Origin of the sequence: Haloarcula quadrata (genome assembly GCF_003634715.1) — an archaeon.
Classification (GTDB): Archaea; Halobacteriota; Halobacteria; order Halobacteriales; family Haloarculaceae; genus Haloarcula; species Haloarcula marismortui.
In genome coordinates, this window is record NZ_RBWW01000001.1 from 1,679,890 (window position 1) to 1,704,051 (window position 24,162).

Consider the following 24,162-nt stretch of genomic DNA (forward strand, 5'->3'; position numbering starts at 1 on the left):
TTAGTGTGGTTCAGCGATCCCCTGCATCCAGACGATGCCGATGTGGACCGCGATGATGGCAGTCGTGATGAACGGCAGGAAGAACACGTGCAGGATGTACATCCGCTGTAGCGTGGCCTGCGAAAGCGTGAACCCGCCGAACATCAGCTGTGCAACCCACTCACCGATAAGCGGGATGGAGAGGGACATCTCGACACCGATCTGGCCGGCCCAGAACGATAGCTGGCTCCACGGCAGCAGGTAGCCGGTGTATCCGAACACCAGCGTCAGCGAGATCAGGACGATGCCGATGAGCCAGTTCAGCTCGCGCGGTTCCTTGTATGCCCCGGTGAAGTACACACGGAGCATGTGGAGGAACACCGCGGCAACCATAATCTGCGCGGCCCAGCGGTGGACCGAGCGCAGGAAGTAGCCGAGGTTGAGCTGGCCCATGATAAGCATCACTGAGTCGTACGCGACCGTCGGCGACCCGTCAGCAGCCGCGGCGGCCGGAGCGTAGTAGAAGCCCAGCAGCGCGCCTGATATCGCGGCAACGATGTACGCAACTGTCGAGAACGACCCGAGTGCATACAGTGGGTACCAGTACCAGAATTTGTTGTCGAGGTTGTACTGTTCCGTGTGGCTCTTCGGCATCTGCATGTTGACCTTGTAGTAGAGATCCTCGAGGATCTCCAGATAGTCAACAACGCGCAGCCGTTTGTCGAGCCAGATGAGCACGGTCAGGTACACCGATTCGATCGGTGTCAGCTCGCGCGATTCCATCCAGCCTTTGTGATCGTGTTCGTCTTTGCGTTCGAGACTCATTGGTTAATCCGTCTGTGGTGGGCGTGGCAGCGCCACGAACGTCGATTGCACGGGACTGAACGGGTCGTACACTGATTGGTGGCACTGACAGTAAATAGAGTTTGCGCCGCCGAAGTCTGCACTCCCTTCCTGCGTCTTGAATCCCGGCACACAGCAGAAGTGTGTACATTTGTTCAGCCAGGCGATGAAGCCTTGATCAGTCGCCTCTGAAATGAATGACTGGACATTTCCGGGAAGGTCTCCGTACTCGCCCTCGCCGTTGGCCATCTTCTCGACTTCGACTGATCGGATTATCTGCACCGGAGCGCCGTTCTTTCCGTCGCTGTTGGTCCGCCAGACGACGCTTGCAGGCTTCCCGACGCCGGGGTCGCCGATGCCGTTGCCCCACTCCTTGTAGTCCTCAAACATATCGACCGTGAGTGGTTTGCCGGATTCATACTCTCCCTGCCAGGAGAAGGTCCCGGTGTCGTTGAGAAACGTGCTGTTCCGGTCTGACTGAGGGTAGATAGCGGCAGTGCTCTGGATACCACAGTACTGGAACCACTGCGAGGAGTAGTCGATACCGCTCCCGCCGAAGTCAGGTGCAACGGCCGCCCCGGCGTTCTCGTCGTACTCTGGCCAAAGCCCACTGATCTCGCCACCGTTTATCTTGATCGGGATGATCGGCATTCCCCGTGGTGCCGGTCCGGAGGTATTTTCGACAGCGACGAACGGGGTTGTCCCGCCACCTTCGCCGGCGGCGTCTGTTGTCGCGTCAACGGCTGCTGCGCCACCGACGCCAACGCCTGAGAGTGCTGCACTCCCGACGACGCCCTTTACAAAGCGACGACGGCCTGTTTCAGCCGGATATTTGTCTTCATCAAGTGGCATATTATTTCTTGTAGTATGGGTACACTGCGCGTTTGAATGTCTCTGCGAGCTTGTCGCCGTCCGCCACCGTCGTGCCGTCGACGTCTTCCTGACGGATGTAGAGGTCTTCCCACTTGCGACGGCGCTTCTTGACGATCATCACGTCGGGAAGGAACTCCTTGCGGTACAGCAGCATGATGAACGACAGGTCGATGAATATCGCCGTCAACACGCCGCCCATGAACATATTGGCCTCGATGAGGCGGACCGTCAACGTCGTCCCGATACCGGACGCCCACCCGGCAATCATGCCGTAGGTGAAGAGCCCGACAAGGCCGACCTGAATGATCGTCAGGAGCACGATGCCGACAGCCGCTGCCGTGCTCTCGCGTGGCGGTTCGTACCGGTGAATATCGCCGTAGGTGGAGCCTTCGGATGCCATCAGTTGTTCCCTCCGCTAGTGTGGGGCGACTCGCCGTACTTCAGCTGGAAGAAGGTGAAGATCAGCGGGATGATGACTGCAAGTCCAGCGCCGAACCCAACGAAGTGGGGCTGAATCGGGACGCCGGCGTAGTGTGGGTCAACCTCAACCGGGCCGCCGCCGCCGATTGTCTGTGTCGGGTACTCCTCGCCGACAACAATCGCCCCTTTCATGTTGAGTCCCTCGTGGGGGACACAGAGGTACGGGTAAATGCCGTCCTCCTCGAAGGTGTGCTCGTAGTTGACGCCGGCACTGGAGGCCGTGCTGCCGGAGTCCAGCGGACCGTCGCCGTCAGATACGACGTTGTGGCCGCCACCGTTACCCGTCCATTCGAACTGGACGGTCGCGCCGTTGTCCACGTGGACGGCTGGCGGACCGAATCCGTACGCGCCGCCGTTGGCCTGCACGCCGACCTCGACAGTTACTGTGTCCTGCCCGGTCGCGTCGACGGTCGACCCGTCGAAGTTCCCGACCGAATCCAGGAAACCGCCGTAGTCCGGGACGGTTTTGGCACCGTCACCGCCTTCCTCCTGTGCGGCGGCTGCGCCGGTGGCGCTGAGGGTCGCCGCAGCACCGGCGGCCCCCCCTGCTGTCCGGACGAACTCCCGTCTATTCATATACACTCTGGAATCAGGACTGAGTTTGTATAAACCCACCGAATACCACCCGCAGGAACCGTCATTACCCGGCTTCGTCAGTTTCGCCAGCCCCCTCTTCAGACCCCGAATTCTGCGGGCTCAGCTCCGGAACGAACTCCGGTCGTTCGCCATCCTCGAGTCCGATTGCCCGCAGTCTGTCCCGGTACTCCTCAGAGCGGAACGTGTCCGAGAGCCGCGCGTTTGCGACGGTGAAAAAGAGGACAAGCGACACACCGATGAAGGCAACACCAGCCACGACTAGCAGCGCGATGCTGGTCCCCCTGTTGCCGATGACGCCACCGGTCGCCAGTGCTGCACCCCCGAGCAGGGCAACCCCAGCAAGGAACTGTGCCCCGGCAATCGCCTGTAACATCCAGTTTCCGAGTTCGCCACCGCCCTCGGGGACCTCTTCCGGCTGGGGGAGGGGCCTGTCAGGGACGTTCTCAGGTACGTCGTAGGAATCCATGGAACACAGCGCGACCGTGGGCTTTACGTCACGCATGACGGTCCCCTCACCTTCGAGGCTCCCATCGGGATAGACGATTGCGTAGCCCTCGTCGGAGTACGCGAGCACCCGCGGCGGGTCCTGATGCCGCTCGATGCGAGCGAACACATCACGGTTCGCCACGCGGTTTCGCAGGTCCCGCGCAACTCGGTCGAGGAGTTCGTCGCCAATGATCCAGGATTCCTCGTCGAAGGCAACGTCCCACTCCTCGGCGGTCATCTCGGCCATGTCCGCCGGGCCGAAGTTGTCGAAGTCGTACTTTTCTTCGACCTGCTTCCGGAGCGCCTCCGTATCAAGTGCCTCGCCCGACTCGCCATCATCGCCCGACTCGCCAGCACCGGCCGTCTCAGCGCTGTCGCCCGTAGCTCCGGGTTCGCCAGGCTCGGTTTCGGCAGCTACCGCATCCGCAGGGGTGTTCCCGCGCTCGTCCTCCGTGGGAGACGTCGAGTCCGGGTCGGCCATTGCTCGGGTGTAGGGACCGCGACGGCTTACAAGTTCTGACCTTCGGCATCCGGCAGTCTTTAGCGAGCACTGTCCCTAGGTCGGCCCATGGTGTCGGACGGCCTCGTGGCCACAGTCGTGTTACTGTCGGTGAGCCTCAGCCTCCCCTGTTTCCTGTATGGCGCGTACTACATCATCGAGACGGAGCCAGTCACCTGGGACGTGCTGATACATCACCTGAAGTTCGTCACAACAGGGCTGGTGTTGACCACCGTCCCAATGGTGTTCTGGATGATCCCGCGCCTGCCGGACCAGCTTGGTGGCCTGTCTGCTGTCCACGCGATGCTCGGCCTGCAAGCCTACGCGCTGCTTGCCTTCGGTGGCACGGGAATCGTTCGCATCTTCCGCGCGAAGCGAGAGCACGACCTCTACAACGAGTACGACGAGGACCTGTTGCTGGACGAAATCGGCGACGAGACGTTCAGCCACTGGCGTTCTCGGCTCCGCATCGGGGTGTTCGGCTACGTCATCTTCTGGCTGCTGGCGTATCTGGTCGGTGTCGCCCGGTACGCCCTCCGGTACGTGGCATGAGTGCCGACAGCGGGTCTGATTCTCGGTTTCTGCGAACAGGCTAGATGTTTCATTAGCCTTGCATGTCCATCTCTAGTTGTGGTTCCAATGTACGAACACATCCTCTTTCCAACCGACGGTAGTGACGGAGCAGCAGCCGCACTCGCGCATGCACGCAATCTCGCCGAGACGCACGACGCGACGTTACACATCATGACGGTGCTCGATACGTCGTCGCCGCACATTGGGATGACCTCTGCAGGCCCGGAGGGAGCGACGACTGGCATGATTGCGGAGGAACACGACGAGTCGGAGCCGGGCATGGTCGGTGAAGACCACAACATCGAATCGTCGCTACAGGAGCGGTCACAGGCCATCGTCGAGGCAGCGGCGGACGAGGTCGACACAGTCGACACCGTCACCGCCATTGAGCGCGGTCCCCCGCACAGAGCAATCCTCGACTACGCCGACGAGAACGCCATCGACCTCATCGTCATGGGGACCCACGGCCGGACGGGCATTGAACGGTATTTGCTCGGTAGCGTCGCCGAAAAAGTCGTTCGCACGTCCGACGTGCCAGTGCTCACTGCGCGTTTCAGTGACGACGAAAGCTGAGTCGCTCGGCGCGGGGCTACCATGCCTCGCCGCTGGCGAGGTCGACCTCGCTGTCGCCCTTCTCCGAGGGACAGATGTCCGCGAGCACGCACGCCTCGCAGTCGGCCGAGCGCGCACCACACACGGCTCGCCCGTGGTCGATGAGCAGGTGCGTAAACTGTTGCCACTCGCTTTCCGGCACCACGTCGAGCAGGTCCTGCTCGATAGCTTCCGGGCGCTCTTCTTCGGTAAGGCCCAGTCGCCGCGAGAGCCGCTGGACGTGCGTGTCGACCACGATGCCCTCGACGATGTCGTGGCCATGCTGGAGGACGACGTTCGCCGTTTTACGGCCGACACCCGGGAGGTCAGTGAGGGCGGACATCGTGTCCGGGACCTCGCCGTCGTGTTCTTCGGTCAGAATCTCACCGATTCCCTGGAGATAGCCGCCCTTGTTGTTGTGGAACGTGATGCCGTAGATGTCCTCAGCGAGTTGCTCCTCGGAGGCCGCAGCGTAGTCCTCGGCACCCTTGTACTTCTCGAATAGGTCTGCTGTGACCTCATTGACTCGCTCATCGGTACACTGCGCCGAAAGGACGACGGCAATTAGCAGTTCCAGGCGGCTACTGTAGTTCAGTGAAATCGTCGAGTCGGGGTATTCCTCATGTAGTCGGTCGACGACCTCTGTTGCCTGTTCCTCGCGTGACTCCAGCGGCGTTCCCATACCGCAGGGCAGTGCTGAGTTCCCTTTGGCGTGTCGTTCTCAACTGCCTAGTATGTGAATGGTGTCACTTCACATACCACGACAACACCCTTGTATCATCTGCGAGTGGTTTCACGCGTGTCAGGACCAGCGTTCATCCACGGTGAGCGCGTGACGCTCCACCCGCAGCAAGCAACCGATAGCGACCTGCTACAGCAGCTATTAAACGAGCCGCAGGTCCGGCACAACATCGGGTTCAACGAGCCACTCTCCGAGCCAGCCGCCGAAGACCTCAACGCCCGTGATGCTGACACGCACTTCGTCGTCTGTGTGGACGATGATCCGGTGGGAACGTGTATGTTACACGAAGACCACCACCCGTGAGGATTCGGTGTGCTCGGGTACTCTATCTGTCCGGACCACTGGGGCAACGGCTACGCGACCGATGCTGTGGACTGTCTCGCACAGTATGCGTTTCAGGGACTGCGACTGAACAAACTCGGTGCGGACTGCTACGCCACCAACCCGGCCTCCGCACGTGTGCTGGAAAAAGTGGGATTCCAGCAGGAGGGACGACGGCGCGACCACGCCTTCGTCAACGGCGACTACGTCGATCTGCTGGAGTACGGCCTGCTCGCCGATAACTGGGCTCCATGAAGCTCACTCACACACCTTCCGAAGCTTCTTTCAGCACCCCTTCGTCGGGTTACATATGCCCGGACCAGCATTCCTCCGGGGCGAAACAGTAACGCTCCGAACGGTCGAAGGCGAAGATGTCGAGTTCCTGCAAGAGACAGTCAACAGTCCGGATGTCAGGCACGGTCTGTCGGCCACAGAGCCGATCTCCGAACAGGCTGAGCGTGAGTGGGTCGAATCCGTCACCAGCGGCGAAACTGATGACGTGCATCTGCTCATCTGTGTCGACGGCGAGGCGGTCGGTATAATCGGTCTGAACGATGTCACAGACCGGATCGGAATGGCCGAACTTGGCTACTGGCTCACGCCGGATGCGTGGGGCAACGGCTACGCGACCGACGCCGCCCAGAGGCTCACCGAGTACGCCTTTCAGGAGCGTCGATTCCATCGAGTGTACGCGAAGGTCTTCGTCGGCAACGAGGGCTCCCAGCGCGTGCTTGAAAAGACGGGGTTCCAGCGAGAGGGGACGCTGCGGGACCACTGGTTCCGCGATGGCTGCTACGAAGACGTGTACATCTACGGTCTGTTAGAGGGCGAACTGGACCACGGTGAGTAGCTACAACTCAGCATGGCCACGCAGAACCGTGTCAAGGGCCGGCGTGGTCCCGTCGGTGTCGTCAAACACAGTTGCCACCTGAACACGACATCGCTGGTCGACGACGAACGCCGCTCGCTGGATACTCCCGCCCTGTTTTCGGACGCCGAACTGCGTAGCGACGCCGTGAGTGTCGGCCAGCAGCGGGTAGGGAAGCGACAACGCCGCCGCGAGCGACCGGCAGTCGTCGATACCTGCTGGAAGAACGCCAAAGACAGCCACGGCATCCGATACGCTCGCCCAGTCTGCATCGGCCAGCGCACTGAGGACGGTCCGCGACTTGGAGTCGTCGCCGAGAACGAACGCCACGACCGCCGGCGCGCGGTTCGTCGCAGCCGACAACCGATAGGCACCAGCACCTCCGTCCGCGGTCCCTTGCAGGTCGAAATCCGGGGCAGGGTCACCAGGGGAGAGCATACCGAGCGAACGGGAAAGCAGGGTAAAAGTCCCGCGGCCCGAACAGACGACTGGTACCCGTGTGGCGGTAGTGCTACTGGGAAGACAGAATTAGCCCGACAATCGGTTTCGGAAGTGCTGCATGGTACTGACTCCCCGCGCCGCGGACGTTTCAGTCGCAAAGAAGCTTTATAAGCCGTCCGACCAACCACCGTCGTATGGGAATGGAGAATCTACCACAAGAGATTACAGCCCTCGTGGGTCGCGAGGTGTATTCGAAAAACGGCGTGTTCGTCGGCGAAGTCGAGGACCTTCGGCTGGAACTCGACCGCAAGGAAGTGACAGGGCTGGCACTCCACCAGCTTAACACGGAGCTGTTTGACGAAGAGGTGAACGCGTCGCGAGGCGTCATCATTCCGTACCGGTGGGTCCAGGCTGTCGGCGATGTCGTTATCGTCAGCGACATTGTCGAACGGCTCCGCCAGCCCGAGGCCGGCGACGAAGAAGAAGAAGTCCCCGCCTAGTTACCGTTCGAACTCTCGCTACTGGAACTGTCGACACCCATTGCTTCGAACAGTTTCCGCTTAACTGCTTCTTCAGTGAGTTCCAGCAGTGTATCTCTGTTGTCATCGCTGGTATCGAGGCCGGTAAAGATGCCAAGCGGTATCTCGACGCTGGCATCGGTGGAGTGGCCCGCTGTCTCGCCCATCCCGCCGAACGCGTCTGATAGTACTTTGCCGATGTTCATCCGGATGTCCTTGGACCGAGCGGCGAGATAGATTGTATCATCGGCGATAGCGAACACCGCTGTGGTCGTGATGCCCTCCAGATTGAGGAGGTGCTGGGCCGCCTGTGCCAGCGCATCGCGGTCCCGAATGAACCCGGCGTTGGAGACGAGGTGGCTTCCCTGCACCTCGCGGTTCCGAATCGCTTCGGCAAGCACGTCCAGCGTTTCCGGACTCATCGACGGCGATTCGACCTGTTCGAGCGTGTCGTGGTCGGCGAACGGATACAGGTACGCCGCGGCGGTCAGGTCCGCCGGCGTCGTATCTCGCTTGAAATCCAGTGTCTCGGCGCGAATACCGTACAGCAGCGCCGTGGCGACACTCTGGTTGAGATTGAGGTCCAGTTCCTGAATGTACTTCGTCAGGATCGTCGACGTGGCCGAGATATTCGGCCGGATATCGGAGAAGGCGGCGTCGTGTTCCAGTTCGTGCTCGTGCTCGTAGTGGTCGATGACGATATCGACCGACTCGACAGCCGGTTCGCCTCCCTTGGCAACGTCCACCAGCGCGAACGTGTCGTACTCATCGAGGTTGACATCCTCGTTCGAGGTTAGCTCGATACCGAGGAGATTAACGAACGCGCGGTTCTCCTGATGCCCGATCTCGCCCTCGTAGATGATGTCGGCGTCCACGTCGCGGCTTGCGGCGATGGCCCGCAACGCCGCCGCCGAGGCGATGGAGTCCGGGTCCGGTGACCGGTGGATAAGTATCGCCATGCGTTCTTCGGTCCCGTCAATGACATCCCCCAGCTGTGAGGCCTTGTACTCCAGTTCACCCGTTTCCAGCGCTCGAAGCGCCGAATCGGCGATGACCGCGGAGGGATTGATGACCACGTCCGCACCGAGTTCCGTGAGGTCGTCGGCAGACACCGGGTCGTCGGCGCGAGCGATGATGAACTGCTCGCCGCCGGACTCACGGATGTTCTGGACTGCTTCGGCGTTGGCGGTCACGTCCGGAGACATGATGAGCACCACGTCGCGGTCGGCCACCGTCTGGGCGACGTCGGTTTCGCAGATGTCCGCCTGCTGTGCATTAAGATCTTGATCGCGGAGGGCCTCGACTCGCCCCTCGTCCGCGTCGAGGATGAGGACGTCTTTCCCCTCCTCGACGAGTTCTTCCGCCACGGCGTGGCCAACACTCCCACACCCGAGGATGGCGTAGGTCGACATAGAGGCCATCGTGATGCCGCTGGCTGTACTCATTAGTGTCTGTATCGCTTGGCGTCAAGCCTCTTTAATGCCAGCTATTTCTCCAACAACTGGGAACGGCTTCCTGAAAAGCCGGCCCGAGAGGCCGTCAATCGTCATCTGACACGGTCACAGTCGTGCCCCGAACGACACCGATGACAGCCGATCGCCGCTAGCCGACTGGTGTGTGCAAGAAACGTGGGACCAACCGACACAAGGCGTTCGAATGAAAACCTATTTTACCGGGCCGTCCAGAGAATTGAGTGCACTGGGCCGGTAGCTCAGTCTGGCAGAGCGACGGCCTCTTAAGCCGTCGGTCGAGGGTTCAAATCCCTTCCGGCCCGCTTTTGCGACGAACACTTCGTGAGGAGCAGAGCGGCTACGAAGCGGTTTTGAACGATGGAACGAGCGACCTGTGGGAGCGAAGTGCAGGTAGTTCAAATCCCTTCCGGCCCGTTTTCCTACGAACGACAGTGAGCAGTGAAAACGTTCGAAGGATTTGAATCAGGGAGGTCGCGCGGAGCGAAGCGAGCACGTCCGACCGTGGTTCAAATCCCTTCCGGCCCGCTATTACTGTGGCTCGCAAATCCGCGAGCCACGGGTGTAGTAGGAGACATTTGAACCAGAGAGGGCGCGAAGCCCGAAGCGAACACGCCCGACCGTGATTTGACTCTCTTCCGACCCGTTAGGCAGGCCAGTTAGCCGTCCAGTTGCTTTCGCATCTTGACGTGTGGGATGCCTGCTTCCTCGAATTCGTCGCTAACCGTCTCATAGCCGAGCTGCTGGTAAAATGGTTCAACGTGGGTCTGTGCGTGGAGTTTGAGTTCGGTTGCGCCGTCGTCCCGAGCGGCGTCTTCGACGGCCCGCATCAGCGCTGCGCCGACGCCATCGCCCCGATAGGGCTCGCGGACCGCAACTCGCTCAACCTTGCCGACCGTGGACTCGGGGAACCGGAGCCGAGCAGTCCCGACGGGATACTCGTCGTCACGGGCCAGAAACTGGACCGCATCCGAGTCGTTTCCATCGAGTTCCTCGTCCTCGGAGACGCCCTGTTCCTCGACGAACACTGCTGTTCTGACGGCTGTTGCCGCATCTTCGAACGCATCCCAGGTGCCGACACTGATTTCCAAGTCGCCCATGTCCGCGACTTCGAGCGGGTCCCCTGTATGTGCTGTCACTTAGAATCGCCGAAACCATCAACACAGATGCGGGTGAAGCGGGCACGTATGACGTACGACTACGCTCGCGACCACGAGCACGAACTGTCGGCGGAGTATCTGTACGCCTCTGACGCGGAGGTTCTGGGAATCTACGACGCCGATGACTCTCTTCAGGTCGACGTGGCGGTCATCTGTCCCGAGTGCAGTGAGACACTCCGTCTGGAGACGACTGTCGACAAAGTCACGTCGTCCGGGACGGAACTGCCGCTGGACGAAGACTACTACGACTGACGGACACTCCCGAAATGATTTTTTCGCGGCGCGAGTATACTGGGCCGCTATGTCCGACTTCGACACGTTCGAGTGTGCGAGCTGTGGTGCGTCGTTCAAAGCGTATCCCGACGCAAATGCGGCACAGAAAGAAGCGTGTAGTCCGGCCTGCGAAACCGCATTATAGTCGGCTTCGACTTTCTTGCGTTCCTCGGTCAACAGCGTTAGTTGTCGGGGCTGTAGTTGGGTGCTTCGTCCGTAATCATCACGTCGTGTGGGTGGCTCTCCTGCTGTCCCGCGGCAGAGACCCGAACAAACTCGGCGCGTTGCTTGAACTCGGGTATCGTCTCGGCTCCGACGTAGCCCATCCCGGACTGCATCCCGCCGACGAGCTGGTGGAGTTCGGAGGCCAGCGAGCCCTTGTACGGTGTCGCGGCTTCGACGCCTTCGGGGACGAACTCCTCGCCCTCTTCGTCGTCCTTGAGGTAGCGTTCGCCGCCGCCCTCGTTCATCGCGCCGACGCTGCCCATGCCGCGGTACTGCTTGTACTTCTTGCCGTTCATCGTGATGACGCGGCCCGGAGCCTCGTCGGTCCCGGCGAAGTACGAACCGAGCATCACCGCGTCAGCGCCCGCGGCGATGGCCTTGATGGCGTCGCCGGAATACCGGATGCCGCCGTCGGCGATGACCGGCACGTCGTGCTGGCTCGCCACGTCGGCGACCTGCGCAACGGCGGTGATCTGTGGCATCCCCGACCCGGTAACCACACGAGTCGTACAGATGGAGCCGGGGCCGATACCCACCTTGACGCCGTCAGCGAAGTCGACGACGGCCTCGGCGGCTTCCCGGGTCCCGATGTTGCCGACGACCACGTCAGCGTCTACTTCGGCCTTGATCTCGCGGGCGCTCTCGATGACGTTCGCGTTGTGGGCGTGCGCACAGTCGATGAACAGGATGTCAGCACCGGCCTCGTCGGCGACCTGCGCGCGGTCCATCTCGAAGGGGCCGACAGCGGCACCACAGCGGAGCGAGCCGTCGTCCGCGCGGGCGGCCTGGTCGTACTCGCGGCGCTGGAGGATGCCCTGCATCGTGACCAGCCCGACGAGTCGGTTCTCGCCATCGACAATAGGGACGCGCTCGATCTTGTGGTCGTACATCAGTTCCAGCGCCTCACGGGGCGTCACGTCCTCGGGGGCGGTGACGACTTCGTCAGTCATCGCATCCGTGACGGCGTCGTCCTCGCCGACCTCCAGATACGGCCGGATGTCCGTCCCGGAGATGATACCCAGCACTTCGCCGTTGTCGTCGTCGACGACCGGCGCGCCGGAAACGCCCTCGTGTTCCATCATCTCGTCGACCTCGCGGACGGTCTGGTTCGGGCTGGCCGTCACGACATCGCGGATAATGAGCTCGTCGGCGCGTTTGACCCGCTCGATCTCGGTCGCCATCTGGTCGGCGTTCATGTTGCGGTGGAGGACGCCAATGCCGCCCTGGCGTGCCATCGCGATCGCCATGTCACTCTCGGTGACGGTGTCCATTGCCGCGGAGACAACGGGGACGGTCAGTTCGACCGACTTCGAGACCCGCGTTGTGGTATCTGCCTCGTCGGGTTCGACACGGGACTCCTTGGGTCTGAGGAGTACGTCGTCGAACGTCAGCGCCTCCGGCACTCGGAGCTTCTCTGAGAAAGGCTCGGAATCGTTCGCCATGTAAATCGTCAACGACGGCCCGGCAAAAACGTTGCGAGACTCGGCGCTACGTGAGGTTCGATGCCACACGTCTCTCTGGCACCCCGTTCCAGAAATCCGCTATCGATCTCTCATTTGTCACTCCCTGGTCCCGAAGGTGAGACATTCGTCCACAAACAACGGGCTATTCCGGAGAAACGGTGGCGTATGTGCGCAGTTCTCACGCAACGGTTATGTGCGAATGAAGGATAATTAAAAACATGCGACTCACCGAACCCGCACGGAACGGTACTGCCCGTCAGATGACGTCCACAGCGTCGGGCAATACAGCGTTCACGTGGTTCGGTAAGAAGTTCTGGCAATTCTGTCGTGTTCGTCAGGACCGAGTGAGAACCTCCCGACGGGAGTTGGGTTACGCTCAACCGTAGCACGACATGAGTAGCTCCAGACACCCGATTGCACTCGACATTGAGCAGCAGGTCGGCCGCGGTGGCCGGCTGCTGGCGACCGTTATGGGTCTGCCGCTCGTCGACGGCATCTTCCCGGTGCTCGTCCTCGCGGGGGCACTCTCGACCTGGATGGGCGTCCTCGAAGTGGGCTTGCTCGTCTTCGGCGGGTCGGCCACCGTCGCTGTCGTGTTAGCCGAACTCGAAGGTGGCCCCCGGCAGCAGGCGCGCTCTGTACTCATCATCGGAGCCGTGTTGATGCCGATCGCGCTCGTCGAAGCGGCCCTTGCGCCGACGATTGCGGGACTCGTCGAACTGGGGACCCTCGAACGGTTCGCCGGCCTCGTCATCCTCGCCATCGCAGCACAGACCGCGAGCGCCCGAATCGGCGAGTACCTGCCGCGGCCAGCCGTCATCGTCGTCCTCGGCCTGCTGGCGAGCCTTGACCCCGCCGGCGCAACGCTGGTCACCGCTATCGAACCCGGTGTCTTGCTCCGCGCGGCCGCCACCACGGGCGTCGGTATCGGCTTCGCCCTCGCCGTCGCACTGGCGAGCCCGTGGCTGCGTAACGCCGTCGACATCGACCGCTTTCGCTTCGGTAGTGCTGTCGCGCTCGGCGTCCTCGCCCTTTCGGTCCTCGGCGTGATGCCGACCGACGCGCCCGTGGCGCTGGCCGTGCTCGCTGTCACGGCGCTGCTGTCGTTCGACCCGGAGAACGCCCGCACGCGTCACACGGAATACCGACCGGACGCCGTGGACCTCACCGCCGCCTTCGCCGACGGCGGCGCGTCCCAGGGCGTCGCCGCCGACGAGCAGACCGACGAAGGGGCCGCGGTCGAGTACGAACCGGATCAAGAACGCGCCCCGTGGCTGTGACGAGGGAGAACTTTTAGGCCTCTCAGGCCCGGTCGTCCGGTATGAGCGACAATCGCGTGGTCCAGGGTCGGATGCAAACCCCCGAGAGCCTGGCCGAACTCATCGAAGGAGACGGTGTTATGGACGCAGAGCCTATCGAAGACGCCGATGACGACTGCCCGGAATGCGGCGAGAACGTCATCTCCGTGGGGTACATGCCCTCTGCGCTAGAATTCGTTACTGGATACAAGTGCCAGGAATGCGACTGGTCTGACACCGACCGCGACTGAGCGCCGTCTGCCAATCGAAATCCCTTTAATGCGAGTCGGCTTACGCCGGAGTGCGGGGTCGTGGCCTAGTCCGGGAAGGCGGCTGACTCCAGAGGCCACGCGCCTGGGACGACACTCCAAGGGCTGATATACTGAGCGGCCGGCTGATCACCGGTTCGCGACGATGACCCTCTGGAGTTCCGAGGCGCAGGACGGAGATATCAGCCGATCGGGGGTTCAAATCCCTCCGACCCCATTTCTCGCGTTTCACGCTCCAAAATTGCCAGCAGAGGCTCTTTTGCTCAAGTCTCTCCGACCACATACCGTTACCCTTTCAGACCGGTCTGTTCGCTGGCTTGCATCACAGTAGGACGTCGCAACCCGATATATCTGGCTCTAAACCCATCCTCAGCACTGCCAGAGCATTCTGAAAGCACGGACCTGTAGTCAGTGCCGAGTTGCAGACGCCAACACTGCCCAAGTCCAATGAGTTTACTGCATGGCGGCTATCTGCCCACGCATGAGTCAGTTATTACGTGATTTACTTGCCGGAAACGCCGACCACGCGGCGGCGTTCCGGGACCGGTTCGACAGCGTCCAGAACTCGCAAACGCCCGACGCCGTCACGGTCTGTTGCTCCGATTCGCGGGTGCTACAGGACCATATGTGGGGCAACAGCGAGCCGGGACATCTCTTCACCTGTAGCAATATCGGAAACCGAGTCATCCAGCGGACCGCGTCCGGCGAGGCGGTCTCGGGTGACGTGTTGTACCCCATCGAGCACACGATGACCGAAACCGCCATCGTCGTCGGCCACACCGGCTGTGGAGCGGTGACGGCGACCTACGACGACCTGACGGACGGCCTCGATGAGCCGGCCGGTATCGAGCACTGTCTCGGCGTTCTCAAACCGCATCTTGAGCCCGCGCTGGAACACCTTCCCGAAGACATCGAGCGGGCGGCGGCTGTCAACCGACTCGTCGAGTACAACGTCGACAGGCAAGTCGAGTTCCTCCGAGACAGCGATGACGTGCCCGACGCCGTCGACGTGTTCGGTGTCGTCTACGACTTTCAGGACGTGTACGGGGGGCAACGGGGTGAGGTCCACGTAATCAACGTCGACGGCGAAACCGATGTCGACGCGCTCCGGGCAGCCCATCCCGATATCGACTCACGGATCAACCGTCTCTGGGAGTACTAACAGGACGGTGAAGGTGGTGAGTGAGCGTTAAAACCGAGTCTCGGACTATACCGACCACATCACAACAGGTTCTTACTATCTGTTCTCTCGCTGTTCGACCTTGTTCAGTTCGATCAGGAGCCGGAAGATCGCTTTGACGAGATTCTGGTCGACATCGAACTGCTCCGCGTTGTCGCCGGCGCGGTCCATGACGGCCTGCTCCTGTTGCTCGTCGGTCGTCGGCAACCCCTTCTCGTCTTTGACCTGTGCGATGGTGTCGGCCACGTAGGTTCGCTGTGCGATCTTCTCAACGATCTCGCGGTCGATTGTCCGGATTTCGTCGCGTAGTTCGTCCAGCGACATATCCTCTGGGTTTGAATTCGTGCTCATACTGTGTGTGTTCCCTCTGTTTGTGTCGTCGTCAGCCAGGTCGCCCCGGGTCGCTTGTCCCAGGTGTCCTGTACAGCTTCGAGTGCCGCCCGTTCGCCGACGGCGGTAAACGACGGCCCCGTTCCGGACAGTGAGACGCCCTCGACGTGCTGGAGCGCGTCGAGAACCGGGTCCGTCTCGAAATCCAGCGCGGCCGAGAACGCGAGGCCGTTGACGGTCATGGCCCGCTGGTAGTCGCCATCGAGTGCGAGGTCCTCGACGAGGCGGGCCATCGGTGCGATCTGCCGACATCGCTCGACATCCGCGTCAGCACTGAAAGACTGTTCCGGCGGCGTCCAGACGAGCACATCCCAGTCGATTTCCTCGCGGGCAAGGAGCGCGTCGTCCTCGTTGTCGGTGACGGTGACGCCGCCGAGCATCGACGCCGACGCGTCGTCGAAGGCCCCGGTGACGGTGACACCCACGTCGCGGGCGGCCATGACGCCGAGACGGGCCATGTCCTCGCGGCTCATCCGCTCGGTCGCGTCAAGCGCGTCGAGCGTCGCCATGACAGTCGCGTTTGCGGCCGCACTGGAGCTTTTGAGCCCCGACGCCATCGGGACCTCGCTCTCGGTGCGGACGGTCCCGCCGGAGACTGCCGGGACACCCACGTTCTGTGGGCCGCCGTGGGCGTCGATGACGTACTCGACACAGCGTTCGATGAGCCGCGTGTCGGCGTCCGGCGCACCGTCCACCTCACCGGTGACGCCGTCGGTCTCGGTCGAGAGCGTGACGGTCGCTGTCGTGTACTCGTCGATAGCAAACGCCGCGCCGCGGCCGGTCGCGAGCGCGTTGAGGACCGTCCCTGCTGCGGGCGCTGCTGCCTTCCCTTCCATCGACGTGTACTCCCACACGAACCTATTTACTAACTGCGATACCCCTGTAGCGGTCATATTGACCGCAGCAGCCGATGTGGTTCTGTCTAGTAATGCGATACACCGGCGTCCGACTGCAGTACCCCGTCTTAGGCTGGGAACAGGAGATACGGCAGAATAAACAGCAACAGGAACATGAATAGGAGGATGATGCCATAGCCGGCCAGCGTCCCGGCGGCTGTCAGCCACGCTGGATGGTCGAACTGCTCGGTGAGAGTTGCCATACCGTGGGATTCAGTCGGGGACAGTATAGTGGTTTGGGAGCGGGACTGCCCCGAATTACCGCAATGGCCTCCCTGTGACTGGGAACGGTAGGCTTTCAACCATCGGTTCAGTACACTGGCAAAAATGTATATTGTCATCGTTGGTGCCGGTGATATCGGGTCGCCGTTGCTTGAGATTGCGACAGCAGGGGGCAACGAGGTCGTCGTTATCGAACGCGACGCGGAACGAGCGGAACGCGCGTCGAGACAGTACGACTGTCTCGTTATCAACGACGACGCGACGGTGAAGGATACGCTAGAGGACGCCGGTGCAGACCGTGCCGACGCGCTCATCTCGACAACCGATCAGGACGCGACCAACATCATGGTCTGTCTACTGGCACAGGAACTCGAAGTGCCGGACATCGTCTCAGTTGTCCACAATCCCGAGCACATGAACGTGTTCCGCCAGATCGGCGTCAACACGATGCAGAACCCACAGCGGCTCATCGCCGAGTATCTCTATCGGGCCGTCAAACGGCCGTCTATCGTTGACTTCATGCGCATTGGCGATCACGCGGAAGTGTTCGAGATAACGGTCCAGCCTGACGCACCGATTGCAGGCAAAACGTTGCAGGAGGCCAACACAGACGGCCTCATCGGCGGCCAGACGCTTATCGTAGCTATCGAGCGTAATGGCGATGGTGACCCAATAACGCCCCGCGGCGATACGCGTATCGAGGCGGACGACCTCCTCACGGTCTACTCGGGAGAGGGTGCGACGCCGGAGGTGACTGACATCTTCGGTCACTCCGAGGACCACAACTGATATGTCACGACGGAACGGCGGGCTGTTCCCGACAGACCTGCAGACAATCGCCCGCGATATCGGGTCCCTCCTGCTGATGGAGGCCGGGTTGATGACGATTACAGCCGCGGTTGCGCTGGGCTTTCAAGAGTTCTACGCCGCGTTTGGGTTCTTTACCGCGGCCGGGATGACCGCTGGCGTCGGCGGTCTCGCGAACCGCGGGTTCTCCGATGCTCCAGCCCCACAGATGAAACACGGCATGGTCATCGCCGCCGGCGGGTGGCTGCTGGTCGCCGCGTTCGGCTCGTTGCCGTTCCTGTTGACCGCGTGGTTCACGCCTCCTGCTGTCATGGATACGTTTGTTCCGGTCGGAACGGACACGAGTACGTGGGCGCCGATCAGGGTCGGCGGAACGACGACGCTTTCCAGTCTGGCGTACTTCCGGAATCCGCTCCATGCCTTTTTCGAGAGCATGAGCGGATGGACCGGGAGCGGCCTGACGATGGCGGTTCACGAGCCCTCGCTCCCCCGCGCAGTCCAGTGGTGGCGGTCGTTCATCCAGTACGTCGGCGGCGTCGGCGTCATCGTCCTGACCGTGTCTATCCTTTCACGACCCGGCAGCGGTAGTTACGCCCTTTACCAGAGCGAGGCCCGAGAGGAAAAGATCCATCCAAGCGTCGTCTCTACCGTCCGAACGGTCTGGAAACTCGTTGTCGGCTACACAGTCCTTTCGTTCGCGCTGCTGTTCGGTGCTATCCTCGCCAGCGACAGCGAGTACGCGGAGTCGCTGCCGCTGTGGGAGGTCGCCTGGCAGGCACTCAACCATGCCATGACTGGGCTCACGACCGGCGGGTTCTCGGTCACTGACAACTCGATTGCAACGTACAACTCGCCGCTTGTCGAGACCGTCCTGTTGCCGATTATGATTCTCGGTGCGATTGCGTTCCCGGTCCACTACGTCGTCTTACACGACAGGCAGGTTCGTGAACTGGTGACGGACCTGCAGACCCGCTGGCTGTTCATCCTGCTCACGGTCGGCGTCGTTGGTCTCTCAGTACAAAACGCGTGGTCCGTTCCTGCAACGACTGAGGCGTTTGCCACCCAGTCGTTCCTGCCGGTTTCCGTGCCGATGCTCAACGCCGCACAGCTCGATGCTGTCCGGGACTCGACGTTCCAGTGGGTCAGCGCCCTCAGCTGTACCGGCTTCCAGTCGGCACCAATCGGTCGCTGGCTCGCCGGCGGCAAGGTACTCGTGGCCGGTGCGATGGTGCTTGGCGGCGCTGCGGGGTCCACTGTCGGAGGCATCAAAATCATCCGGGGCTACACCATCGTTCGCGGCATCATCTGGCAGTTCTCGCGGGTGTTCCTCCCGACAAACGCGGTGATTACGGCCCGTATTGGCAACCGGACGCTCGACCGTGAGTCGATGGAGCGGGAGTTCAGCGAAGCGGCCATCGTCACGCTGCTGTGGCTCATCATTCTCATCATCAGCAGCGTCGTCCTCACCAACGTCGCAGGACCAGCGTTCGGCTACGCCGATGCCCTGTTCGAAGTTGCCAGCGCGCAGGGGAACGTCGGCCTTTCATCGGGCATCACCGGCCCGTCGATGCCCGCGATTGCGGAGGGGATGTTCGTGTTGAATATGTGGGTCGGCCGACTGGAGATTATCCCGATACTCGTGTTCATCCGCGCCGGGCTGTACGGGCTCGACCCGTAGCTGAGCGGTCGCCCCGCAGTCTTTCACTCTTCATCAGGGTAGACTTCGCCGAGGAACATCCAGTGGACTTTCGTACCGCCCTCGGGTCTGGTCTCCTCCTTGACGTGGTAGAGATACGGACCGTGTGGGCAGTCACCACAGTCTTCAGCACAGGTCGTCCGCTTCACCACCTCGGTGTAGCCGTCGCGTTTGGTCGCACGAAGGATTTCCTCGTTGGGGCCCGGATCTACCGGTGAGGCCGTCTCGTCGTGGAATTGTAACAGCTCCTGCGCATAGATGATCGTATTGCGGAGTTCATCAGGCGTCAACTGTGGCAGTTCCGCTGCTACTTCATCCGGGAGCCCCTCAGGCGGTGTCGGCTCGTTTTCATGACTAGACATACTCACATCTCTATCTGGGAGGAATATAACTGAACTGGCAGCTACAAACAACGGCAGAAGGTGTTTCCCGGACTCACTCGTTCCAGAACGCACCCGTGAATAGCACGAACACCGGGATTATCTCCAGTCGACCGATCCACATCAGGAATATCATCAGCAGTTTGCTGGTTTCCGGGAAGAGTTCGTAGGTCCCGAACGGCCCCAGAAACCCGAACCCGGGGCCGATATTCCCGATAGTCGCAAGACTTGCACTGATGGCCTCGAAGACAGTTAGTTCGAGTCCGACACGGCCCGCATCAAGGAGGAGAAACACCGTCGCGATGCCGAACGTGAGCAGGTACAAAAGCGTGAATCCGTATATCGCGTTGATAACGTCCTCATCGATAACCTGCCCGCCGAGCCGAACTGGTCTGACGGCACTGGGATGGGCAGTCGTGAACAGTTGCCGTCGGATGCTCTTGAGGACGACGAGCCAGCGAACGATCTTGACACCGCCACCCGTCGACCCTGCGGAGCCGCCGATGAACATCGCGAACAACAGGACTCCCTGTGCGGTGTTGCCCCACTCAGCGAAGTTACTCGTCGCGTACCCGGTCGAGTTCAGTAGCGAGGCGACCTGGAATGTGGCTTGCCTGAGCGAGTTCTCCAGCGCACCCTGCGTGATGCCACCGAGTTCGAGCGGCGGTGCGGACCCGGTAAACAGCAGGCCCCAGAGGATGACGGCCACGCCGGCGTTTGCACCGAGGTACGCCTGGAGTTCACGGTCCTGGAGGAAGGCCGCATACTCGTCCTGCAACAGGAGGTAAAACAACGCGAAGTTCATCCCGGCAATGAGCATGAACGGGATGACGGCCCACTGGACGGCCGGTGAGAAGTAGGCGATGCTCTCAGCCTGTGGCGAGAAGCCGCCGGTCGGCAGCGTTGTGAACCCGTGGGCAACGGCGTTGTAAGCGTCCATATTCGGTGCGTAGCCTGTGTAATGGAGGCCAAGCAGAATGAGGATATACAGAACGGTAAAGCCCAGATAGAACAGCCAGAGGAGTCGGGCAGTCTCGGCTATCTTCGGCGTCAGTTTCTGCAGTTCGGGGCCGGGTGCCTCCGATTCGATCAACTGTGCCCCGTTGACGGCTGCCTCTGGGAGAATGGCGACCATCAGGACGATGATACCCATCCCGCCGAGCCACTGGGTGAGCTGTCGCCACATCAGCAGCGCGTGGGAGTGGCGAGCAAACGATATTTCATCGGTAGCAGTCGCGCCAGTGGTTGTAAACCCGGACATCGACTCGAACAGTGCGTTCACAGGCTCACCGAGCGCTGATTCGGTCCCGTACCCGGCGATAACGTAGGGAATCGCACCGATGACTGCGACAGCCCCCCACGAGAGCCCGACGAACAGCAGCGCTTCGCGTGGCCCGAGTTCGTGGCTGTCGCTGACTTGCTCCAGTGCAAGGCCGACCACGATGGCAATTGCGATAGAAATCAGGAAGACAACGGTATCCTCTCCGTACAGCAAACTGATCCCGAGCGGGACCAGCATTGCGACGGCGAGATACTTGATGACAGTGCCGGTCAGAGCGACGCTCTGTCGCCAGTCGACGCGAACCGACATCACTAATCACCGACCATTAACTGACGCTCACACTCCCGATATGAAAAAGCCCCACGTTCTAACAGCGCCGTTTCCGGCGAATCTACTCGTGCACAGCGTCAGTTCGATGCGGTCGCTGTTCCGTTCTGGCAGCGCACCGACTGCGTATGCAGTCGCGTCGTCCGGTGTCGATCTTGCCGCTGGAACTACTAGAGACGCTGCAGTGGCGACTCAGGCGTGGCCCCGTTCTTTCGCCCCTTCGCGGATTTTCTTCGACCGCTTACGGACGCGTGACACGTACCGTTCGATTTTCTCCGGTTTCTCGCCGTAGAACGACGCGGCCCAGTGAACGTCGACGCCGTCCTGCGTGAGGAAGTACGCGACGAGCGTATCACGGCCAGCCTGTATGACCGTCGGCGGCACGCCGCGGTCGCCGGTCCCGGCCTCCTGAAAACCATTTACGTCGAAGTACACATCAGCGTACAGCGTCGCCGTGTCCGGGTCGTCGAATGCAATTCTCTGGTGATCTGGGGCCTCAAAGCGATACCGTGTCTCGCCGTCAGCAGTGGTCCGTTCGGTGATTCGGACGCCGAGGATATACTCACGATACGTCTCTAAGTCGGTTACAGTGTTTGAGTTGTCAGTCTGAGCCATTTCTTGGGTAAAATCGAAAGCTGGATAGCTGTCGGAGTGGTGCTTGGTCAGCGGCGTGCCTCGTTAGCTGTTGCTCTCGTTGCCGCTGTGGCATTCTCGTTACCGTTGTTGCTATTTTCGTTGCCGTTGTTACCGTTGCCGCTGTTGCCGTTACCGCTATTCCCGTTTCTCGTCTTTTCTTCGGGCTCCTGTGGCTCGTAGACGTAGAGCCCGTCGTTCGGGTACGAGCGCGCGGGGCCGCCGAAGCCGTCCTCACAGCAGAGGACGCGTCCGTCGTCCATCACGTAGACGTTATCGACGTTCCGGAGCGCGTCGTCGGCGTCTTCTGGCTCGTCGGTGAAGTCGGGGCCGACAATGACCGGTTCGAGCGTCGAGATGTTGTAGTCGGATTCAAGCACACCGCGATAGACGACCCCGCCGTCGACGCGGTCCATCTGGATGTCGCCCTCGTCGTTTGCGAGGTCGTCGTTGAACTCTGAAATACCGAAGTAGACTGGGTCGCCTGGTCCGGCACCGTCCTTGCTGTCGACACCCTCTGCTTTGTTGAACTCGATCGATACGCCGATTTCCTTTGCCGCCGCACGGGTTTCGAGGAACGGAACCCGGCGGAGTTCCTCGTCAACGCCGTCAGGACCTTCGGCGTAGTACTGGTCGGCCCACTCGACAATTTCCTCGTTGGTGATGTAGTTCTGGTTGCCGTTCTCGATGACTTCTCGGTCAGCCTCCTCGAGGGCGGCCTCGCGGTCCTCCATCCAGTCAGACCCGGCGTGGACTCGGAGATAGTCAGATTGCGTGATGTCGTCGTATTCGGCAATCCACTCTTCGATTTCCGCGTTGCTTGCACTACCCAGCGGAATCCACTCGATGTCGAGCGAGTACTCAGCCGGAGACTTCCGTGTGCCAACCGTCGACGCGTCCGCCTGTGGGTTCGTGATCTCCGGCGCGTACAGCGTGCCCGACACGTCCATCGGGTCGTCGTACTTCGGAATCCGCTCGTCGGCGACGAACTTGTAGATGCCCTTGCTGTCGCCGTCCGAGCACATATAGACAGTTTGCTCGTCGGCCTGAATGTTCGGTGCCTCCCACGAGGCCCGCCCCATCACGTAGTACTTGACTGGCTGTGGCGGGTCAGCGGTCGGCTCGCGGAAGTCGACGTGGTAGCCATATCGGTACGGGTTCGGATACGTATCAGAGATCGGTTCGGTGCTATTGCTGTTTGAGTTCTGATATGACTGCTCAGAACCGAGATAATACGCGAGGAATTCCACGCCGTCCAGCGCCCAGTATCCCTGGATGCTCCAAGCTTCGTCGCCGTAGTAGTCGTCGACGGCGCTCTGAATCTCAGTCGGGTTCGGTCGGTTCCAGAACTGCGCACCACCGATGCGTCCCTTTCCGGTGCCGGCGTCGACGATGTCACCGACTTGGTTGGTCAGCGACACACGGGGGTGGGCGTAGTTCTCCTCTGAAGAGATCATTGTTCCCCACGGGCTAAGATCGCCGTAACAGTTGATCCGCGTGCCACCGATCTCACGGAACGGCTCCGTGTTCGCCAGGTTGATCGCGTCATCGAGGTCGGCTTCCCACTCGCCGTCGAAAGTCTGGCGCAACGGGATTCGACTGACGTTGCCCGGACTGTTCTCCCAGTTGGTAAACAGGTACCCTTCAGTTCCGTCCTCGTCTGTCGGGACAAACTGATTACAGTCAGGGTTCGTCCCAGCCGCACCGTACTGCGTCCCTTCGAAATTGTCTAGCGTGATGTCTGTTCCGTCCGGCGTCTGCGTCACGCCGAGGCGCTCCTCGCCGTCGTTGATTTTGTCCCGACCGTGTGCGAGGATTTCGTATTCCCCGTCGCCTGACCGGACCTGACGCTGCTCCGCCTCGGTCTGTGGCGTCGACAGCTCGTCGAAGTCGTCGTTAGTCCCATCAAGTTCGAACTGGAAACCACTGAAATAGCCGATTCCAGCAGTGTCGAACGGCTCCGGATTTTCCTCCTCAGGATGCTGGAGACTGTACAGGAGTGCCCCGTTCTGGAAGACAAACGGCCCTGTCACCTCCGCCCCGAACGCTGTCGTCGAAAATCGTTTGAGCTCACCCTTGACAGTCCCCGAGCCGACTGTCTCAGATTCTGCGACCTCATCACCACTTGCCACACCGATGACACTGGCCCCAAGCGCATCTGCCACCGATTTCGAGAGTACCTGTCGTCGACTAAAATCGACCATGCACCTGTTCAAGCGGAGGGTGCTTTAAAACCGGTTTATAATATGTGCGTATAAGGATATTTTCTGTACAGAGATATCCCGGTTGCAGGGTAACAGACAGTTTGTGAATAAATCACGATGCAGCGCTATTTTTGCCGAATATATTATCTATTAAATATACGAGCCAGATGGCACAGT

General features: G+C 61.0%; 27 protein-coding genes, 2 tRNA genes and 1 pseudogene. 13 read left to right on the forward strand and 17 right to left on the reverse strand.

Annotation, left to right across the window (positions count from 1 at the left end; genetic code table 11):
• The 5 genes from BDK61_RS08610 to BDK61_RS08630 all read right to left on the reverse strand — a co-directional run bounded on the left by BDK61_RS08610 (position 1) and on the right by BDK61_RS08630 (position 3,739).
• Positions 1 to 804 (reverse strand): cytochrome b, encoded by an 804-nt coding sequence (locus BDK61_RS08610; RefSeq protein ID WP_004961742.1) that lies wholly within the window; start codon positions 802 to 804, stop codon positions 1 to 3.
• Between the two features lie 3 nt (positions 805 to 807).
• Positions 808 to 1,674 (reverse strand): ubiquinol-cytochrome c reductase iron-sulfur subunit, encoded by an 867-nt coding sequence (locus tag BDK61_RS08615; RefSeq protein WP_121303009.1) that lies wholly within the window; start codon positions 1,672 to 1,674, stop codon positions 808 to 810.
• 1 nt (position 1,675) lies between these two features.
• Positions 1,676 to 2,095, reverse strand: coding sequence for a DUF7318 family protein (locus tag BDK61_RS08620; RefSeq protein ID WP_004961734.1), 420 nt, complete (start codon positions 2,093 to 2,095; stop codon positions 1,676 to 1,678).
• Complete coding sequence (locus BDK61_RS08625; RefSeq protein ID WP_004961731.1) at positions 2,095 to 2,751, reverse strand: halocyanin domain-containing protein; 657 nt, start codon at positions 2,749 to 2,751, stop codon at positions 2,095 to 2,097. The genes BDK61_RS08620 and BDK61_RS08625 overlap by 1 nt, the downstream gene beginning before the upstream one ends.
• Positions 2,752 to 2,815: 64 nt before the next feature.
• Positions 2,816 to 3,739 carry a DUF7319 domain-containing protein gene (locus tag BDK61_RS08630; protein ID WP_011223200.1) on the reverse strand — a complete coding sequence of 308 codons (924 nt, stop codon included), beginning with the start codon at positions 3,737 to 3,739 and terminating at the stop codon, positions 2,816 to 2,818.
• An 87-nt stretch (positions 3,740 to 3,826) separates the two neighbouring features.
• Between BDK61_RS08630 and BDK61_RS08635 the strand changes: the two genes are divergently transcribed.
• Together BDK61_RS08635 and BDK61_RS08640 are read left to right on the forward strand one after the other, a co-directional pair.
• Positions 3,827 to 4,309 (forward strand): DUF7321 family protein, encoded by a 483-nt coding sequence (locus BDK61_RS08635; protein ID WP_121303010.1) that lies wholly within the window; start codon positions 3,827 to 3,829, stop codon positions 4,307 to 4,309.
• An 87-nt stretch (positions 4,310 to 4,396) separates the two neighbouring features.
• A complete protein-coding gene (locus tag BDK61_RS08640; RefSeq protein ID WP_004961725.1) occupies positions 4,397 to 4,903 on the forward strand; it encodes a universal stress protein in 507 nt (168 codons plus the stop codon).
• Positions 4,904 to 4,919: 16 nt separating this feature from the next.
• Here BDK61_RS08640 and nth read toward each other — a convergent pair whose 3' ends face one another.
• Complete coding sequence (gene nth / locus BDK61_RS08645; RefSeq protein ID WP_121303011.1) at positions 4,920 to 5,603, reverse strand: endonuclease III; 684 nt, start codon at positions 5,601 to 5,603, stop codon at positions 4,920 to 4,922.
• 117 nt (positions 5,604 to 5,720) lie between these two features.
• Between nth and BDK61_RS24325 the strand changes: the two are divergent.
• Together BDK61_RS24325 and BDK61_RS08655 are read left to right on the forward strand one after the other, a co-directional pair.
• Positions 5,721 to 6,239: pseudogene (locus BDK61_RS24325) on the forward strand (GNAT family N-acetyltransferase).
• A gap of 55 nt (positions 6,240 to 6,294) precedes the next feature.
• Positions 6,295 to 6,834, forward strand: a complete 540-nt coding sequence (locus BDK61_RS08655; RefSeq protein ID WP_121303012.1) for a GNAT family N-acetyltransferase — start codon at positions 6,295 to 6,297, stop codon at positions 6,832 to 6,834.
• Here BDK61_RS08655 and BDK61_RS08660 read toward each other — a convergent pair whose 3' ends face one another.
• Positions 6,835 to 7,290, reverse strand: a complete 456-nt coding sequence (locus BDK61_RS08660) for a redoxin domain-containing protein (RefSeq protein ID WP_121303013.1) — start codon at positions 7,288 to 7,290, stop codon at positions 6,835 to 6,837. It lies immediately after the preceding gene.
• A 203-nt stretch (positions 7,291 to 7,493) separates the two neighbouring features.
• On the opposite strand from BDK61_RS08660, the gene BDK61_RS08665 reads away from it, so the two are divergent.
• Complete coding sequence (locus tag BDK61_RS08665) at positions 7,494 to 7,793, forward strand: PRC-barrel domain-containing protein (protein WP_004961709.1); 300 nt, start codon at positions 7,494 to 7,496, stop codon at positions 7,791 to 7,793.
• On the opposite strand, the gene BDK61_RS08670 is transcribed toward BDK61_RS08665, so the two are convergent.
• Positions 7,790 to 9,256, reverse strand: a complete 1,467-nt coding sequence (locus BDK61_RS08670; protein ID WP_004961706.1) for a DHH family phosphoesterase — start codon at positions 9,254 to 9,256, stop codon at positions 7,790 to 7,792. The two genes, BDK61_RS08665 and BDK61_RS08670, sit on opposite strands and share 4 nt — an antisense overlap.
• A 255-nt stretch (positions 9,257 to 9,511) precedes the next feature.
• Between BDK61_RS08670 and BDK61_RS08675 the strand changes: the two genes are divergently transcribed.
• A tRNA-Lys gene (locus BDK61_RS08675) sits at positions 9,512 to 9,585 on the forward strand.
• Positions 9,586 to 9,939: 354 nt separating this feature from the next.
• On the opposite strand, the gene BDK61_RS08680 is transcribed toward BDK61_RS08675, so the two are convergent.
• Positions 9,940 to 10,380, reverse strand: coding sequence for a GNAT family N-acetyltransferase (locus tag BDK61_RS08680; RefSeq protein WP_049944758.1), 441 nt, complete (start codon positions 10,378 to 10,380; stop codon positions 9,940 to 9,942).
• Positions 10,381 to 10,467: 87 nt separating this feature from the next.
• Between BDK61_RS08680 and BDK61_RS08685 the strand changes: the two genes are divergently transcribed.
• Positions 10,468 to 10,692 carry a hypothetical protein gene (locus BDK61_RS08685; protein ID WP_004961702.1) on the forward strand — a complete coding sequence of 75 codons (225 nt, stop codon included), beginning with the start codon at positions 10,468 to 10,470 and terminating at the stop codon, positions 10,690 to 10,692.
• Positions 10,693 to 10,895: 203 nt separating this feature from the next.
• On the opposite strand, the gene guaB is transcribed toward BDK61_RS08685, so the two are convergent.
• A complete protein-coding gene (guaB, locus tag BDK61_RS08690; RefSeq protein ID WP_011223206.1) occupies positions 10,896 to 12,380 on the reverse strand; it encodes an IMP dehydrogenase in 1,485 nt (494 codons plus the stop codon).
• A gap of 413 nt (positions 12,381 to 12,793) precedes the next feature.
• On the opposite strand from guaB, the gene BDK61_RS08695 reads away from it, so the two are divergent.
• The 4 genes from BDK61_RS08695 to BDK61_RS08705 all read left to right on the forward strand — a co-directional run bounded on the left by BDK61_RS08695 (position 12,794) and on the right by BDK61_RS08705 (position 15,130).
• Positions 12,794 to 13,681 (forward strand): DUF5794 domain-containing protein, encoded by an 888-nt coding sequence (locus BDK61_RS08695; protein ID WP_004961697.1) that lies wholly within the window; start codon positions 12,794 to 12,796, stop codon positions 13,679 to 13,681.
• 41 nt (positions 13,682 to 13,722) lie between these two features.
• Entirely contained in the window at positions 13,723 to 13,950 is a 228-nt protein-coding gene (locus BDK61_RS08700; RefSeq protein WP_004961693.1) for a DUF5795 family protein, read from the forward strand.
• Positions 13,951 to 14,004: 54 nt separating this feature from the next.
• A tRNA-Trp gene (locus BDK61_RS23010) sits at positions 14,005 to 14,185 on the forward strand.
• A 264-nt stretch (positions 14,186 to 14,449) separates the two neighbouring features.
• On the forward strand, positions 14,450 to 15,130 hold the full coding sequence (locus BDK61_RS08705; RefSeq protein WP_121303014.1) for a carbonic anhydrase: 681 nt from the start codon (positions 14,450 to 14,452) through the stop codon (positions 15,128 to 15,130).
• A 75-nt stretch (positions 15,131 to 15,205) separates the two neighbouring features.
• On the opposite strand, the gene BDK61_RS08710 is transcribed toward BDK61_RS08705, so the two are convergent.
• The 3 genes from BDK61_RS08710 to BDK61_RS24165 form a co-directional block, all read right to left on the reverse strand.
• On the reverse strand, positions 15,206 to 15,499 hold the full coding sequence (locus BDK61_RS08710; protein WP_004961688.1) for a chorismate mutase: 294 nt from the start codon (positions 15,497 to 15,499) through the stop codon (positions 15,206 to 15,208).
• Positions 15,496 to 16,374, reverse strand: coding sequence for a shikimate kinase (locus BDK61_RS08715; RefSeq protein WP_121303015.1), 879 nt, complete (start codon positions 16,372 to 16,374; stop codon positions 15,496 to 15,498). The genes BDK61_RS08710 and BDK61_RS08715 overlap by 4 nt, the downstream gene beginning before the upstream one ends.
• Before the next feature lie 128 nt (positions 16,375 to 16,502).
• Entirely contained in the window at positions 16,503 to 16,637 is a 135-nt protein-coding gene (locus BDK61_RS24165) for a hypothetical protein (RefSeq protein ID WP_004961683.1), read from the reverse strand.
• A 124-nt stretch (positions 16,638 to 16,761) separates the two neighbouring features.
• Between BDK61_RS24165 and BDK61_RS08720 the strand changes: the two genes are divergently transcribed.
• Together BDK61_RS08720 and BDK61_RS08725 are read left to right on the forward strand one after the other, a co-directional pair.
• Positions 16,762 to 17,445, forward strand: a complete 684-nt coding sequence (locus BDK61_RS08720; protein ID WP_121303016.1) for a potassium channel family protein — start codon at positions 16,762 to 16,764, stop codon at positions 17,443 to 17,445.
• A gap of 1 nt (position 17,446) precedes the next feature.
• The gene (locus BDK61_RS08725) at positions 17,447 to 19,141 is read left to right on the forward strand and encodes a potassium transporter TrkG (protein WP_121303017.1); all 1,695 of its coding nucleotides are present in this window, start codon (positions 17,447 to 17,449) and stop codon (positions 19,139 to 19,141) included.
• 23 nt (positions 19,142 to 19,164) lie between these two features.
• Here the strand turns inward: BDK61_RS08725 and BDK61_RS08730 are convergent, their stop codons facing one another.
• The 4 genes from BDK61_RS08730 to BDK61_RS08745 form a co-directional block, all read right to left on the reverse strand.
• Positions 19,165 to 19,521: a hypothetical protein gene (locus BDK61_RS08730; RefSeq protein WP_121303018.1), complete on the reverse strand. Its 357-nt coding sequence runs from the start codon at positions 19,519 to 19,521 to the stop codon at positions 19,165 to 19,167.
• 73 nt (positions 19,522 to 19,594) lie between these two features.
• Positions 19,595 to 21,130 carry a TrkH family potassium uptake protein gene (locus BDK61_RS08735; protein ID WP_121303019.1) on the reverse strand — a complete coding sequence of 512 codons (1,536 nt, stop codon included), beginning with the start codon at positions 21,128 to 21,130 and terminating at the stop codon, positions 19,595 to 19,597.
• A 210-nt stretch (positions 21,131 to 21,340) separates the two neighbouring features.
• The gene (locus tag BDK61_RS08740) at positions 21,341 to 21,763 is read right to left on the reverse strand and encodes a hypothetical protein (RefSeq protein ID WP_121303020.1); all 423 of its coding nucleotides are present in this window, start codon (positions 21,761 to 21,763) and stop codon (positions 21,341 to 21,343) included.
• A gap of 47 nt (positions 21,764 to 21,810) precedes the next feature.
• Entirely contained in the window at positions 21,811 to 23,985 is a 2,175-nt protein-coding gene (locus tag BDK61_RS08745) for an alkaline phosphatase PhoX (RefSeq protein ID WP_121303021.1), read from the reverse strand.
• Positions 23,986 to 24,162: the final 177 nt, after the last annotated feature.